This window comes from Dietzia sp. CQ4 (genome assembly GCF_014145125.1).
Classification (GTDB): Bacteria; Actinomycetota; Actinomycetes; order Mycobacteriales; family Mycobacteriaceae; genus Dietzia; species Dietzia natronolimnaea.
Window position 1 is genome coordinate 1 of sequence record NZ_JAALDZ010000138.1, and the last position, 14,479, is coordinate 14,479.

At 71.6% G+C, this 14,479-nt stretch carries 10 protein-coding genes, 1 tRNA gene and 1 pseudogene; 7 read left to right on the top strand and 5 right to left on the bottom strand.

Translation table 11 applies throughout. From position 1 onward, the window contains the following. Positions 1–325, bottom strand: a pseudogene (locus G6031_RS08745) (hypothetical protein); the annotation flags it as partial. Positions 326–533: 208 nt separating this feature from the next. On the opposite strand from G6031_RS08745, the gene G6031_RS08750 reads away from it, so the two are divergent. After that, complete coding sequence (locus G6031_RS08750; RefSeq protein ID WP_017838404.1) at positions 534–803, top strand: hypothetical protein; 270 nt, start codon at positions 534–536, stop codon at positions 801–803. Between the two features lie 46 nt (positions 804–849). Beyond that, a tRNA-Gly gene (locus G6031_RS08755) sits at positions 850–920 on the top strand. A gap of 63 nt (positions 921–983) precedes the next feature. Here the strand turns inward: G6031_RS08755 and G6031_RS08760 are convergent. Next, positions 984–1,991, bottom strand: coding sequence for a methyl-accepting chemotaxis protein (locus G6031_RS08760; RefSeq protein WP_241737265.1), 1,008 nt, complete (start codon positions 1,989–1,991; stop codon positions 984–986). Positions 1,992–2,095: 104 nt separating this feature from the next. Between G6031_RS08760 and ppsA the strand changes: the two genes are divergently transcribed. Together ppsA and G6031_RS08770 are read left to right on the top strand one after the other, a co-directional pair. After that, the gene (gene ppsA / locus G6031_RS08765) at positions 2,096–4,423 is read left to right on the top strand and encodes a phosphoenolpyruvate synthase (protein ID WP_182653034.1); all 2,328 of its coding nucleotides are present in this window, start codon (positions 2,096–2,098) and stop codon (positions 4,421–4,423) included. A 153-nt stretch (positions 4,424–4,576) separates the two neighbouring features. Continuing rightward, positions 4,577–6,412 carry an acyl-CoA dehydrogenase gene (locus G6031_RS08770; protein ID WP_179526014.1) on the top strand — a complete coding sequence of 612 codons (1,836 nt, stop codon included), beginning with the start codon at positions 4,577–4,579 and terminating at the stop codon, positions 6,410–6,412. A gap of 153 nt (positions 6,413–6,565) precedes the next feature. Here G6031_RS08770 and G6031_RS19200 read toward each other — a convergent pair whose 3' ends face one another. Together G6031_RS19200 and G6031_RS08780 are read right to left on the bottom strand one after the other, a co-directional pair. Then, complete coding sequence (locus tag G6031_RS19200; protein ID WP_182653035.1) at positions 6,566–8,503, bottom strand: peptidoglycan binding domain-containing protein; 1,938 nt, start codon at positions 8,501–8,503, stop codon at positions 6,566–6,568. 194 nt (positions 8,504–8,697) lie between these two features. Continuing rightward, positions 8,698–10,011, bottom strand: coding sequence for an acetyl-CoA C-acetyltransferase (locus G6031_RS08780; protein ID WP_179523546.1), 1,314 nt, complete (start codon positions 10,009–10,011; stop codon positions 8,698–8,700). 116 nt (positions 10,012–10,127) lie between these two features. Between G6031_RS08780 and G6031_RS08785 the strand changes: the two genes are divergently transcribed. The 3 genes from G6031_RS08785 to G6031_RS08795 all read left to right on the top strand — a co-directional run bounded on the left by G6031_RS08785 (position 10,128) and on the right by G6031_RS08795 (position 13,887). After that, positions 10,128–11,483 carry a 3-oxoacyl-ACP reductase gene (locus tag G6031_RS08785; protein WP_179526015.1) on the top strand — a complete coding sequence of 452 codons (1,356 nt, stop codon included), beginning with the start codon at positions 10,128–10,130 and terminating at the stop codon, positions 11,481–11,483. 32 nt (positions 11,484–11,515) lie between these two features. Further along, positions 11,516–12,484: a MaoC/PaaZ C-terminal domain-containing protein gene (locus G6031_RS08790; RefSeq protein ID WP_347237822.1), complete on the top strand. Its 969-nt coding sequence runs from the start codon at positions 11,516–11,518 to the stop codon at positions 12,482–12,484. Positions 12,485–12,693: 209 nt separating this feature from the next. Beyond that, a complete protein-coding gene (locus G6031_RS08795; RefSeq protein WP_182653036.1) occupies positions 12,694–13,887 on the top strand; it encodes a PQQ-dependent sugar dehydrogenase in 1,194 nt (397 codons plus the stop codon). 7 nt (positions 13,888–13,894) lie between these two features. On the opposite strand, the gene G6031_RS08800 is transcribed toward G6031_RS08795, so the two are convergent. Further along, a partial coding sequence (locus G6031_RS08800) for a fructosamine kinase family protein (RefSeq protein ID WP_182653037.1) occupies positions 13,895–14,479 on the bottom strand: 585 nt, incomplete at its 5' end.

The window sequence follows — 14,479 nt, forward strand, 5'->3', positions numbered from 1 at the left end:
GCTCCCCACCGCGCCGGTCCCGGGCCGAGGGTCGACCGTCGACCGCGAAGGACGGTCCCGCCCCGGGCCGCCGACAGCGGCCCGTGCACACCGTGTCGACGATCTCGACCGCGGCCGAGCCGCCCACCGACGCCACGCCGGCCGACTCCCCCACTTCACGGGACATACCGCCGACGTCCACCACCAGCACGATCACGCCGTCGTCGCGGACCCTGGCGGACCTCAGCGGCCGGGTCAGGAGGCCCGAACCGACGGTGCCTGCGGCGCCGCGCGCCAGGACGGTCCGCACACGCTCGGCGATCGGCCGCTCCGTCACGTCGTCCATGCTCGTCCTCCTGGCAGGGTCGCCCGCCCGGCCGGGCACCCGGCCACTGAAACGGACTCTCATCCATTTCAGCGTCGTTCACCGCCGGTTCCATACCCGTGTCCGCGCCGGATCCTCGTGAGACCGGCCACACCACCGCCCGTGAGGGGCACCCCTGGCGGGACCGCGGATATGCGCCGCACCCCGCTCACGTGGTGGAATCGGGGGCATGGACGAGTTCAGGGAAGAGCCCTCGAAGTACATCTGGCGATGGACCGTCTGGTCCTGGGTGTGCGTGGGCATCGCCGCCCTCATCGTGATGATGGGCCTGACCGGCGGCGGTTCGCTCACCCCGTGGATCATCGGCGCGCTCGCCGTCGCGGTCGTCGGCGGCGTCGGGTTCGGGTTCGTGCCCCGGGCCTCGCTCGGACAGACCAGGCGGCCCATGACCACCGGGGCCAAGCGGAAGGCCGCCCGAAAGGGACCCCGGAACAGCTGACGGCCGGAGGCTTCGTGCTAATCTGAACCCGCCTTCGGGCAGCATCGCCGATGTAGTTCAATGGTAGAACTTCTGCTTCCCAAGCAGACAGCGCGGGTTCGATTCCCGTCATCGGCTCAGAGATCGAGGCCCTCCCGTCACGGGAGGGCCTCGAGTCGTCTCACCGGGTGCTCAACGCGGTCAGGAGTCCGGCCCGGGCCGCCCCGGCTCGGTGCGTCCCGGCTCGGTCCGTCCCGACCCCGCCCCTGACGACCCGCCCCTGCCGTTGCCGTTGTCGCCACCGCGGCGACGCAGGAGCTGGAATCCGGGGATGCCCTGGACGGCCTCGAGACACTGCTGCGCCACCTCGAGGATCTGGTGGACCTCGGGAGCCACGGTGTCCAACGAGGCGAGCACCGGCATCACGTCGTTCTCGAGACTGTCTCCCAACGCGGGCAGATGGTCGATGAACTGCACGACCGCCTTGATCTCCTCGGAATCGACCGATTCGAGGATCTCGTCGGCGATCGGTTCCAGCAGCGCGATGGTCTTGTCCGTCCACACCAGCACCTCTGTGAGGCGGGTCGCCACCCTCCTGGCGGTCTCCGGCGAGAGTTCGGCGTCGACCAACAAGGCCTCCACGACGGGCTTGACGGGCGCCAGCGCGGACTCGGCGAAGTCGACCATCGGCACGATCCGGTCCATGAGCCCGCCCGCCGAGGTCACGAGCCCGTCCGCGGTGTCGACCGTCGAGCCGACGCGCACCACGACCGCGTCCGCCGAGTCCACCGTCGAGTCGACCCTGAGCACCACGCTGTCCGCGACGTCCACGGTCGCACCGATACGAGCCACGATCCCGTCGGCCGAGTCCACGGTCGACCCCACCCGGGCGACGATCGAGTCGGCGGAGGAGACCGTGCGCTCGACGTCGTCGACCACCCGGTCGGCCCGCGAGACCGTGCTCCGTACCCCGTCGACGGTCTCCGCGGCCGTCACCACGATCCCGTCGATCGACGACACGGTCCGCTCGACCTCGTCCAACAGTCGCTGGACGCGCCGCACGATGGACTCCACGTCCTCCAGGAGCGCCATCACCCGCGCGGGCAGGAGGAGGAACTCCCGCGCCATCGAGAGCTCCCACTCGACCACCCGGAACGCGCTCTGGACGAGGGACGACGGGGACGGGACCCGCACCTGCATGTCAGCCATGGATCGATTCTGCCCGAACATCCCACCCGGGACCTCCCGATCAGCGCACCATGGAGGAAGCGGCGGGCGGACAGACCGGACAGCGTTCCCGGAAGGGGCACGAGATGAACGCACAGCGGGTCACGACCTTCGATGATCTACGGCTCGACGACGCACCCGAGTACGGAGGGAAGTCGGCCAATCTCGGGGAGATGACGGGCGCCGGGCTCGCCGTGCCGCCCGGGTTCGCGATCGGCCAGTCGGCGTATCTGGAGGCGATGGACGCCGGCGGCGTCCGCGCGCGCCTCCACACCGAGCGGGTGCCGGAGGAGGGACTCACCGAGGCCGAGCTCATCGCCAGGTCACAGGACCTGACGCGGACCGTCGCGCAGGTGGAGCTGCCGGCCCGGCTGCGCGAGTCGATCCTCGAGCACTACCGCGCGCTGGGCACCGACGTCCCGGTCGCGGTCCGTAGCTCCGCCCCCGCCGAGGACGCCGGCGACACGTCATTCGCCGGGATCCACGAGTCCTACACCGACGTCGTCGGCGGGGACGCCCTGCTCGACGCGGTCCGCAGGTGCTGGTGCTCGCTGTGGTCCCCGCGGGCGATGACCTACCGGGCGGTGTCGGGGTACGACGAGGAGCCCTCCATCGCCGTGGTCGTCCAACGGATGGTCCGCTCCGACACCTCCGGGGTGGCCTTCACCGCGGACCCCCGCACCTCCCAGACCGACCGGGTGGTGATCGAGGCGGCCTTCGGACTCGGGGAGGTCGTCGTGGGCGGGAAGGTCGAACCCGACACCTACGTCGTCGCCAAGTCCGACCTGCGCATCCTCACCGCCCACGTCGGCCGGAAGGTCGCGCGGATCGTCGCCGGCCGCACCGGGGACGGGCTGGTGCCCGTCCCCGAGGAGATGCAGACCGCCCGCGTCCTCGACGACGAGCAGGTGCGTGCCGTCGCCCGGCTGGCGATGGCGTCCGAGGCGCACTACGGCACACCGCAGGACACCGAGTTCGCGATCGAGGACGGCGAGCTCTACCTCGTCCAGACCCGGCCGATCACCACCCTCGCGGGTCGGGCGACGGCCGGGGATCCGGCGGGCGGGGCGGGCGACGACGGGACCGTGACCGACACCGACGTCGACCCGATCGTCGAGGGACTGGGCGCGGGCCCGGGCACGGCCACGGGACGGGCGCGGGTCCTGCGCGAGCTCGCGGACGGGGCCGACCTCGCGCCCGGCGAGATCCTCGTCGCCACGATGACCGACCCGGACTGGCTCCCGATCCTCAAGCGGGCCGCGGCGATCGTCACCGACGAGGGAGGGGTCACCTGTCACGCGGCGATCGTCGGCCGTGAGCTGGGCCGCCCCGTCATCGTCGGCACCCGGTCGGCGACCACGGACATCCGCGACGGCCAGACGATCACCGTCGACGGCACCGCCGGTGTGGTCTACCCGGGCACCGTGCGTCCGGCCGCCGCCGAACACGCCCCCGCCGACGCAGGTCGGGCGCCCGAGGTGAGGACCCGCGAGGTCACCGCGACCGCGGTGTACGTCAACCTCGCGACCCCCGACGCCGCGGCCAGGGTCGCCGCGATGGACGTGGACGGGGTGGGCCTGCTGCGCGCGGAGTTCCTCATCACCAGCGCGCTGGACGGCGTCCACCCGCGCACGCTCATCGCCGAGGGGAGGCAGGAGGAGTACGTCGACCGGATGGTCTCGGGGATCAGCACGATCGCCGCGGCCTTCGAGCCCCGGCCGGTGGTCTACCGCGCCACCGACCTGCGTTCCAACGAGTTCCGCGGACTGCTCGGCGGGGAGGTCGAGGCCGAGGAGCGCAATCCGATGATCGGCTACCGCGGGTGCTTCCGCTACACGCAGGAACCGGACCTGTTCCGACTGGAGCTGGACGCGTTGGCCCGGGTGCGTCAGAAGCACGGCAACCTGCACCTGATGATCCCGTTCGTCCGCACCGGGTGGGAGCTCCGCGCCTGCCTGGACATCATCGACGCCCACCCCCTCGGGCGCGACCCGGGCCTCAAGCGGTGGATCATGGCCGAGGTCCCGTCGGTCGTCCACTGGATCCCCGAGTACGCCGCGATGGGCATCGACGGGGTCTCGATCGGGTCCAACGACCTCACCCAGTTGACGCTCGGGGTGGACCGCGACTCCGAGGTGTGCGCGGAGCTCTTCGACTCGATGGACCCGGCGGTCCTGGCGTTCATCGACCAGATCATCGACCGCTGCCACGAATCGGGGCTCACGGTCTCGCTGTGCGGGCAGGCCGCCTCGACCGACCCGTCGATGGCCGAGCATCTCGTCCGCAGGGGCGTGACGTCGGTGTCGGTGACCCCGGACTACGCCGAGATCACCCGGCGGACGGTGGCGCGGGCCGAGAAATCGATCCTGCTCGATGCGGCCCGATCGGCCGCGCGCCGCCCACCAGGGAAATAAGAGTCTTTCCTCACCTTGGACGGATCGCTGACGACGCACTAACATCTGTCTTGTTACCGACGGGTAGGTTCCGGTGCGCCCATGGACACCAGCGCCGACCCGCGCGGCCACCTCCATTGCCACGACACCGCACTCCGATCGGAGAAGACCGTAATGGGTCACTACAAGAGCAACGTCCGCGATCTCGAGTTCAACATGTTCGAGGTCCTGCGCATGAACGAGGCACTCGACGCCGGCGAGTTCGGCGACATGGACACCGACACCGCCCGGGGCATCCTCTCCGAGGTCGCGACCCTCACCGAGGGCCCGGTCGCCGAGTCCTTCTCCTCGGCCGACCGCAACCCGCCGGTCTTCGACCCCGAGACCCACTCGGTCTCCCTGCCGGAGGACTTCAAGAAGTCGTTCCGCGCCTGGTACGACGCCGGCTACTGGTCGATGGGTCTGCCGGAGGACCTAGGCGGCATGCCCGCCCCCCGCGCGATGGTGTGGGCCACCGGCGAGATGATGCTCGGCGCCAACCCCCCCGCGTTCATGTACGGAGCCGGCCCGTCCTTCGCGGCCGTGCTGTACGAGAACGGCACCGAGGAGCAGAAGAAGTGGGCCGCCACCTGCGTCGAGCGCGGGTGGGGCGCGACCATGGTGCTCACCGAGCCCGACGCCGGATCCGACGTCGGGGCCGGCCGCACCAAGGCCGTCAAGCAGGACGACGGCAGCTGGCACATCGAGGGCGTCAAGCGGTTCATCACCTCGGCCGACTCGGACGACATGTTCGAGAACATCTTCCACCTGGTCCTGGCCCGCCCCGAGGGCGCGGGCCCGGGCACCAAGGGACTGTCGCTGTTCTTCGTCCCCAAGATCCACTTCGACTTCGAGACCGGCGAGCTGGGCGAGCGCAACGGCGTGTTCGTCACCGGCGTCGAGCACAAGATGGGCATCAAGGTCTCCACCACGTGCGAGCTGACCTTCGGCGGCCACGGGGTCCCGGCCAAGGGCTGGATCGTCGGTGACGGCGAGCTCAACCTGGGCATCCGGCAGATGTTCGACGTGATCGAGCACGCCCGGATGATGGTCGGCACCAAGGCCATCTCCACCCTGTCGACCGGTTACCTCAACGCCCTGGAGTTCGCCAAGGAGCGCGTCCAGGGTGGCGACATGGCCGAGATGGCGGACAAGAACGCCCCCCGCGTGACCATCACCCACCACCCGGACGTGCGCCGGGCGCTCATCCGCCAGAAGGCGTTCGCCGAGGGCCTGCGCGCGGTGTACATGTACACCGCCGCCCATCAGGACGTCGAGATCGCCCAGCGCGTCTCCGGTGCCGACGGCGAGCTCGCCCACCGCGTCAACGACCTGCTCCTGCCGATCGTCAAGGGCGTCGGGTCCGAGCGGGCGTACGAGCTGCTCACCGAGTCGCTGCAGACCTTCGGCGGATCGGGCTTCCTGCAGGACTACCCGATCGAGCAGTACATCCGCGACGCCAAGATCGACTCCCTCTACGAGGGCACCACCGCGATCCAGGCACAGGACTTCTTCTTCCGCAAGATCGCCCGCGACCGCGGCACCGCCATCGGTCACGTCTCGGCGCAGATCAAGAAGTTCCTCGAGGCCGACGGTCCGGCGGAGCTGACCGCCGAGCGCGAGGTCCTGGCCACCGCGCTCGCCGACGTCGAGGCGATGGTCGGCACCTGCTTCGACCACCTCCTCGCCTCGCAGGAGGATCCCAAGCACCTCTACACCATCGGTCTGGCCTCGGTCCGTCTGCTCATGGCGTTCGGCGACCTCATGATGGGCTGGCGACTGCTCGTCGGCGCAGAGGTCGCCCTCGGGGCACTGGACGGCGCGTCGGACGCCGACAAGGGCTTCTACAACGGCAAGATCGCCGCCGCCAAGTGGTTCGCGAACAACGAGCTCCCGCTGATCACCGCCACCCGCGGGATCGTCGCCGGCCTCGGCAGCGAGCTCATGGAGCTGGACGAGGCCGCGTTCTGATCCACCGCTGACCACGCCCCGCGTTCTCCGGGGGTTGTGCATCGTGTTCGGTCCCGACACGCCGCACGACCCCCGGGGATCCGTGCATTTCGGGTGCATCACCGGATCCGCGGCGGTGCGGTGCGGCGGTGCTGTGCGGTGCGGCGGGACTGGTCAGTTGCCGGGCAGGACCGGTATCCGGAACTCCGGCAGGCCCGGGATCCGTATCGCGTCGTCCGGCACCGGCGGCGGCGCGACCGGGCCGGGCGGCTCGTCCGCGGGTGCCGGACTCTCCACCCTGCACTCGATCCGGACCCGGGGCGCATAGGTGGACGACACGGTGTCGGTGCTGACCGTCTCCTCGCCCCGCTGGACCACGCGGGTGACCCGGGCCGTGTACCCGTCGGCACCCGGGTCCGGGGTGCACCCGCCGCTGGTGACGACGCGGGTCTCGGCGCGCCGGAGGTCGGCCCGGGGCGCGGTCGAGACCCGGACCGTGTACTCGCGGGTCCCCCACAGCCTGACGGTGACCGAACCGCCACCACCGGAGGCGTCGATCACGAGACCGGTCCCCTGATCGTTGCGGAAGCCCACGTCCGCGGACGCGGTGGCGTCGCGGCCGGCGGGGAACTGCGCCCCGTCGACGCCTCGACCCGTCCGGACCAGCCCCTGCGCCCCGGACTCGAACGCCGCGTTGAACAGGGCGGTGGCCACCGCGTCGGCGGAGACGTCCCCGGAGACGGTGCCGGCGACATCGGCCATCGAGAAGGACTCGCCGGCGGGGACGAACTGCCCGGCGAGCGAGGCGATCATCGACTGCGCCCGGCCGCTGGCGCCCACCGCGACGGTGAACTCCCCGACCGGCTCGCGGATCCCGGCCCGCTCTGCCTCCTCGGTGGTGAGCTCAGGATCCCGGCCCACGTAGCCGACGGGGAGCACGCGCGGACCCTGGACGTCGGTAAGCTGTCCCGGGAGTGCGCCGAGCAGCGGACCCCACGAGACCGTGCGCCCCTGGACCGCGGGCACCACGGAGGCGGACGACCCGCTGAAGGAGAACGAGGCGTCCCGGCCCTCCTGCTCGGTCTCCTCCATCAGCGGCTCCAGGATCCCCTTGGCCGCGTCTGCGTCGAACCGGGGTTGCAGCTCGGACCCCTCGCGCACGAAGGTCAGATACTCGCCGATCCGGTCCCGGGGGAACAGCACGGGCACGGCATCGGGGCCGTCGGCGTCGACCATCTCCAGCTCGCGCTCGGCGGGGACCGCCCGCTCCCTGCCCGGGGGCGGCGGCGGGGCCGGCAACCTGGTCGTGACGGTGGTGACGGGCGGCTCCGTGCCGTCCTCGCGCATCCGCGAGGCCAGCAACGTCACGTCGCGCCCGGCGGCGGGTTCGGCCACGTCGCGGATGAGCGCGCGGACCTGGTCGGCCTGCGTCTCGGTGGGGCTGTAGTCGACCACGAGGTCGACGCCGTCGTCGTCGAGCCAGTGGGCGAGCACCGCGTCGCGCGAGCTCTCGATCCGCAGACGCTGGCCGTCCAACGGGATGGCGGAGCGGACCTCGTCGCGGTCGAACCAGATGGCGCCCTCACGCGGGTCGAAGTCCGCCTGCAGGGCGAGTTTCTCCAGGAACTCGGTCAGCCGCGCGTCGGGGATCACGCTGGCGATTCCCACCTCGGTGGACCACACCAGGCTGATCAGCCGGGTGAACGGGTTGAGCGGCTGCTCCCCCGCCCGGTCGAGGGTGCCCTGCCAGTCCACGGACAGCCCGACCGATCGGGGATCGAGGGTGGTGGACACGACGCCGGCCCGCAGGTCGACCTCCTCGTCGACCCGTGGCCCCAGCTCGCGGATCAGGAGCTGCTCGGCGTCGGCCGTGCGCATCCCACCGACCTGGATCCCGGCCACCTCGGCCCCGCGGGGGACCCGTCCGATGCTGTGGACCAGATCGAAGCCGTAGAGCACCGCCAGCCCCATGAACACGCCGACACCCGTGTGGATCCACCGCGACCGCACGCGGTAGCGCCGCCGGTCGGCGGCCGCGGGATGGGGGCCCTCGCCCTCGACCACGACGGGCCGGGCGGGTCCGGCGTCGCCGGTGGTGGTGGAATCGTCCACGGGTTCTCACGCCTCCTCACGAGCGGGGGACTCTCGACCCGGCGGGGCGTCGACCGGGGTTATCCCACCCGAACCACTGTGGCGTCCACTATGACGGACCGGTACCGATGAGTGCAGCCCCCGCGCCGTACGCGGGGGCTGCACTCATGAAACGACCAGCCGGCGGGGACGCCGGCGGGGTCAGCGCGTCGGGCTCACCGTTCGACGATGGCCGTGACGCCCTGACCACCGGCGGCGCAGATGGAGATGAGCGCGCGGCCCGAGCCCTTCTCCTCCAGCAGCTTGGCGGTCGCGGCCAGGATGCGGGCCCCGGTGGCGGCGAACGGGTGCCCGGCCGCCAGCGAGGAACCGTGGACGTTGAGCTTGCTGCGGTCGATCGATCCGAGCGCGGAGTCCAGACCGAGACGCTCGGTGCAGTACTCCTCGGACTCCCAGGCCGCGAGCGTGGCCAGGACCTGCGAGGCGAACGCCTCGTGGATCTCGTAGTAGTCGAAGTCCTGCAGGGTCAGGCCGTTGCGCTCCAGAAGCCGCGGGACCGCGTAGGTGGGCGCCATGAGGAGCCCGTCCGGGGTGCGGCCGTCGTGGCCGTGGATGAAGTCCACCGCCGCGGTCTCGGAGTCCACCAGGTAGGCGCGGACGGGGAGCTTGTTCTCCTCCGCCCAGGCCTCGCTCGCCAGCAGGACCGCGGAGGCGCCGTCGGTGAGCGGGGTGGAGTTCCCGGCCGTCATGGTGGCCTCGGTGCCGTGGGCCTCGGCGTCGCGCTTGCCGAAGACCGGCTTGAGCTTGCCGAGCTTCTCCTCGGACGAGTCGGGACGCATGTTGTCGTCCCGCGGCACGCCGAGGAACGGGGTGACCAGGTCGTCCTGGAAGCCGGACTCGTAGGAGGCGGCGAGGTTGTGGTGGCTGGCCGCGGCGAGCGCGTCCTGGGCCTCACGGGTCACGCCGAGCTCGCGGGCGGTGATGGCGGCGTGCTCACCCATGGACAGTCCGGTGCGGGGCTCCGCGTTCTGCGGCTGCTCGGGGACCAGCGACTGCGGACGGATGTCGCCGAGGAGCTTGAGCCGGTCGACCGTGCTCTTGGCCGAGGTGACCTTGATGAGGATCTTGCGCAGGTCGTCGTTGACGGCCAGCGGGGCGTCGGAGGTGGTGTCGGTGCCGCCCGCGATCCCGGCGTCGATGCGGCCGACCGCGATGGCGTCGGCGACCTGGATGGCCGTGGCCAGGCCGGTGCCGCAGGCCTGCTGCACGTCGTAGGCGGGGCTGGAGGAGTCGAGAACGGAGCCGATGACCGACTCGCGGGTGAGGTTGAAGTCCCGGGCGTGCTTGAGGACGGCACCCGCGGCGACCATCCCGACGCGCTTGCCCTGCAGGTTGTAGCGGCTGGCGAGACCGTCGATCGCCGCGGTGAGCATGTCCTGGTTGGAGGCGTCCGCGTACTTGCCGTTGGATCGGGCGAAGGGGATTCGGTTGCCGCCTACGATGGCGACCTTGCGGGGGCTGGTGGTCACGTGTGTCACTCCCGTTTGATCTCGGTATCCGGTGGCCCGTAGCGCGGCCCGACGAGTATTGTTACTCAGCGGTAAGTTACTTGTCGACCCGTAAGACCGCACCTCTCCAGGAGATGATCGCCATGGCACAGGGCAACCTCGACCTCTATTCGCAGTTCGTGACCTCGGCCCCCGGGTCGTTCATCGCCGGCAAGGTCGGCCTCCCGCAGCCCGAGCAGCTCCGCCGGCACGAGGCCGGGCAGCCCGCTCTCCACGGCCCGGTCCTGGTCGGCGGCGAGGGCCGCCTGGTCGAGCCCGTCCGCGCGATCCTCGAGTCGGACTACGAGCTGGCCGGCGCGGACGCCGAGGGCAAGTTCGCCGGCCTGGTCTTCGACGCCACCGGCATCCGCCGCACCGAGGACCTCAAGGCCCTGTTCGACTTCTTCAACCCCGTCGTCCGCCGCGTCGCCGCCAGCGGCCGCGTCGTGGTCCTGGGCACCACCCCGGAGGAGACCGGGTCGGTGGAGGAGCGCATCGCCCAGCGCGCGCTCGAGGGCTTCACCCGCTCGCTCGGCAAGGAGATGAAGCGGGGCACCACCGTCCAGCTGGTCTACGTCTCCGCCGACGCCGACACCGGCGCGTCGGGCCTCGAGTCCACCCTGCGCTTCATCCTCTCCGGCAAGTCCGCCTACGTCGACGCCCAGGTGTTCCGCGTGGGTGCCGGCGCCGCGACCGCCCCCGGGTCCTGGGACCGCCCCCTCGAGGGCAAGGTCGCCGTGGTCACGGGCGCGGCCCGGGGCATCGGTGCGGAGATCGCCGCCGTGCTCTCCCGCGACGGGGCGCACGTGATCTGCTGTGACGTCCCCGCCGCCGGCGAGTCCCTCTCCGCGACCGCCAACAAGGTGGGCGGCACCTCGCTGCCGCTCGACGTGACCGCCGCCGACGCCGCCGAGGTGCTGGCCAAGCACGTGCAGGAGCGCCACGAGGGCGTCATCGACATCCTCGTGCACAACGCGGGCATCACCCGCGACAAGACCCTGGCCGGCATGGACTCGGCGCGCTGGGACTCGGTCATGGCCGTCAACCTCGTCGCGCCGGAGCGGATCACCGCCGAGCTCGCGGAGAAGGGCGTCCTCACCGAGGGCGGCCGCGTCGTGGGCGTCTCCTCGATGGCCGGGATCGCCGGCAACCGCGGCCAGACCAACTACGCCGCCTCCAAGGCCGGCGTGATCGGGTTCGTCGACGGCGCCTCCGCCGAGCTGGCGTCCAAGAAGATCACCGTCAACGCCGTGGCCCCCGGCTTCATCGAGACCCAGATGACCGCGGCCATCCCGTTCGCCACCCGCGAGGCCGGACGCCGCATGAACTCCATGCAGCAGGGCGGTCTGCCCGTCGACGTGGCCGAGACGATCGCCTACTTCGCCAGCCCCGCCTCCTCCGCGGTCACCGACAACGTGATCCGCGTGTGTGGCCAGTCCCTCCTGGGCGCGTGATCGAGGTGGATCGCTCGTCTTCGGAGAACACCGTGTCGCAGAACACCGGGTCGGAGAACACCGTGGAGTACACCCGCCTGCCCGCCATCCCCAACCTCCTGGCCCAGTACGGCAAGGCGGCCGTCGGCTCGGTTCCCGTGGTGGGCGGCAAGCGCGACGGCACGTCGATGCCCGACAAGGGCGTCGAGGTGGCCGGCGTGCGCGTGGACGTGGCCAATCTGGCCGCCTACGCCCGCGTCTGCGACCTGCGCTTCGGTGACGCCCTGCCGCTGACCTACCCGTTCACGCTGGCCTTCCCCCTGAGCATGCAGCTCATGTTGGACCCGGCCTATCCGGTCCCGGCCATGGGCTCGGTGCACCTGACCAACGAGATCGAGTCCCACCGCCCCTTGCGGGTGGGCGACGAGCTCTCGATCCGCGCGCGGGCCGAGAACCTGCGGGAGCACCCCGCCGGGTTGCTGCTCGACATCGTCACGGAGATCCGTACCGGCGACGACGACCAGCCGTCCTGGGTCCAGCGGTCGGGCCTGCTCTCCAAGCGCCGGACGTCACTGACCCCTCCCAAGGACGCACCGCGCCCGCCGAGGCCCGAGCCGCCCACGGCCGCGGAGATCGGTGACCCCACCGTGGTCAGGTCGGTGTCCGAGTCGCTGATCTCCGAGTACGCGTCGGTGTCCGGGGACCGCAACCCCATCCACGTCTCCAAGGTGGGCGCCAAGGCGTTCGGGTTCCCCAACGTCATCGCGCACGGGATGTGGACGTCCGCCACCATGCTCGGTGTGGTCGAGGGCGCCATCCCCGAGCGGGCGCGCTACTCGGTGGAGTTCGGCAAGCCCGTCGTGCTCCCGGCCAAGCTGGCGATCTACGCCCGGCGCGGGTCCGGCCCGGGCGTCGGAACCGGTGTGGGCTCAGGCGCCGGCGACCCGGCCTGGTCGCTGCGGGTGCGCAACCCGCGCAAGCTTGGCACCGTGCACGCCACGGCCACCATCGAGGAGCTCTAGACCCCCCGCGGGCGCACGTCGTCCCCGACCCCGGCCCCCCGCCCATCGACGGACGGGGGGCCGGGGTCTGTCGTCGGTGCGGTACCGCCCTCGGAAATATGTGCATATGGTCTGTGTCACACCACAAGTCGACAGCACACGATCGAGGGAGCACCTGTGTCACCGACCCCCACCCCCGCCCGATCAGATCCCGCCTCCGCACCCGGTCCATGGCCGGGCTCGCCGCCGCGGCGGCCGTCGCGGTCGCGCTCCCCGTGACGGCCATCGCCCAGACGGGGTCCCTGGGGTCGAACGACATCAGCATCATCCCGCCGAACATCCTGTTCCCGCCGGTCGTGGGCGTCGGCGCGGGCGAGGGCGTCCAGGTGGTGGCGAGCCCGGCGGTCACCGCCACGACCGTCCTCGACCGTCTCAACGTCCCGTGGGACGTGGTCCGCACCCCGGACGGCACGATCCTCACCGGCGAGCGCGGCGGCCGCATGGTGGCCAAGCTGCCCGGCGGCGCCCGGCGGGATGTCGCGATCGACCTGCCCGGGCTGGTCCGCCAGTCCGAGAGCGGACTCATGGGCATGGCGGTCGACGCCGGGTTCGCCACCAACCGCCAGATCCACGTGTGCTGGTCCAGTTCCGACGGCGGGACCCGGGACAACCGGATCACCACGTTCCGGGCCGCCGACGACTGGTCCGCCATGACCAAGGTCCGCGACACGCTGACGGGGATCCCGCTCAGCGCCCAGGGCATCCACAGCGGGTGCCGCCTGCTCGTCGCCCCCGACGGGTCGATCTACGTGGGCACCGGTGACTCGCAGAGCCCGACGGGTCCGCAGTCCCCCACCTCGCTGGCCGGCAAGACACTGCACATCCGTCCCGACGGCTCGCCCGCGACCGGCGACTCGGTGATCACCTCGATCGGCCACCGCAACATCCAGGGCCTGGCCATCCAGCCCGGGACCGGGAACGTCTACTCCGCCGAGCACGGCCCGGACGTCGACGACGAGGTCAACCTCATCCAGCCCGGCGCCAACTACGGCTGGAACCCGAACATCGGCGGCAGCTACAACCAGAACGTCCCGATGACCGACACCACCCGCTACCCGGACGCCGTCGAGGCCGTCTGGTCCTCGGGCCGCCCGACGCTCGCCAGCGCCGACATCGAGTTCCTCAGGGGATCGGCGTGGGGCCAGTGGGAAGGCGCTCTGGCCATGGCCAACCTCAAGACCCAGAAGCTCGTCCTGCTCCGGCTCTCCGCGGACGGGCGATCGGTGCGGGACGCCGCCGTGCTCCTCGAGGGCGAGTTCGGTCGACTGCGCTCCCTGGCGCCCGAGCCGGACGGCTCGCTGCTGATGACCACCTCCGACGCCGACGGCCGGGACCAGGTCATCCGCGTCAGCCCCGCACGGTGACCCGGGGTCAGAGCAGCAGGACCTTCCGGGCGGCGTCGGCCAGCGCGACCGCGTAGCCGGCGCCGTGACCGGCCGAGTGGGTGGCCAGCGGGTGCAGCTGATGGAGCGGCACCCGCTGCCGCCACCCCTCACGCAGCGGGTGGCGCTGGTGGTAGCCGCGCAGGATCTCCTCCAGGTGCGGCGCCCCGAACAGCGCGAGCATGGCCAGGTCTGTCTCGCGGTGTCCGCCGTGGGCGGCGGGGTCGATGAGCACGGCCTCGACGTCGTCGGCCCCGGCCGCGGCGCGCGCGGGCGCCCACAGCACGTTCCCCGTCCACAGGTCACCGTGGAGGCGGGCGGGTCTGTCGTCGGAGTGGTCCACGTCCCCGGCCGCGATCCGGTCGCAGGCGCGCTCGACGACGGCGAGGTCGGCTCCGCCGAGCACCCCCAGATCCACCGCGATCGCGACGAACGGCCGCACGCGTTGCTCGGCGTAGAACTCGCCCCACGACCCCGTGGGCCGGCACTCCTGGGGGCGGTTGCCGATGAAGCACCGGCCCGCCCAGCCGTCGGCGGGTGCGCCCCAGGCGGCGGCCCCGGCATCGTGCATCAC

Excerpts from the sequence above, each read along its gene's own strand:
- G6031_RS08750 (WP_017838404.1), top strand. The coding sequence starts at position 534 with ATGGACGAGTTCAGGGAAGAGCCCTCGAAGTACATCTGGCGATGGACC.
- G6031_RS08760 (WP_241737265.1), bottom strand. The coding sequence starts at position 1,991 with ATGGCTGACATGCAGGTGCGGGTCCCGTCCCCGTCGTCCCTCGTCCAG.
- ppsA (WP_182653034.1), top strand. The coding sequence starts at position 2,096 with ATGAACGCACAGCGGGTCACGACCTTCGATGATCTACGGCTCGACGAC.
- G6031_RS08770 (WP_179526014.1), top strand. The coding sequence starts at position 4,577 with ATGGGTCACTACAAGAGCAACGTCCGCGATCTCGAGTTCAACATGTTC.
- G6031_RS08795 (WP_182653036.1), top strand. The coding sequence starts at position 12,694 with ATGGCCGGGCTCGCCGCCGCGGCGGCCGTCGCGGTCGCGCTCCCCGTG.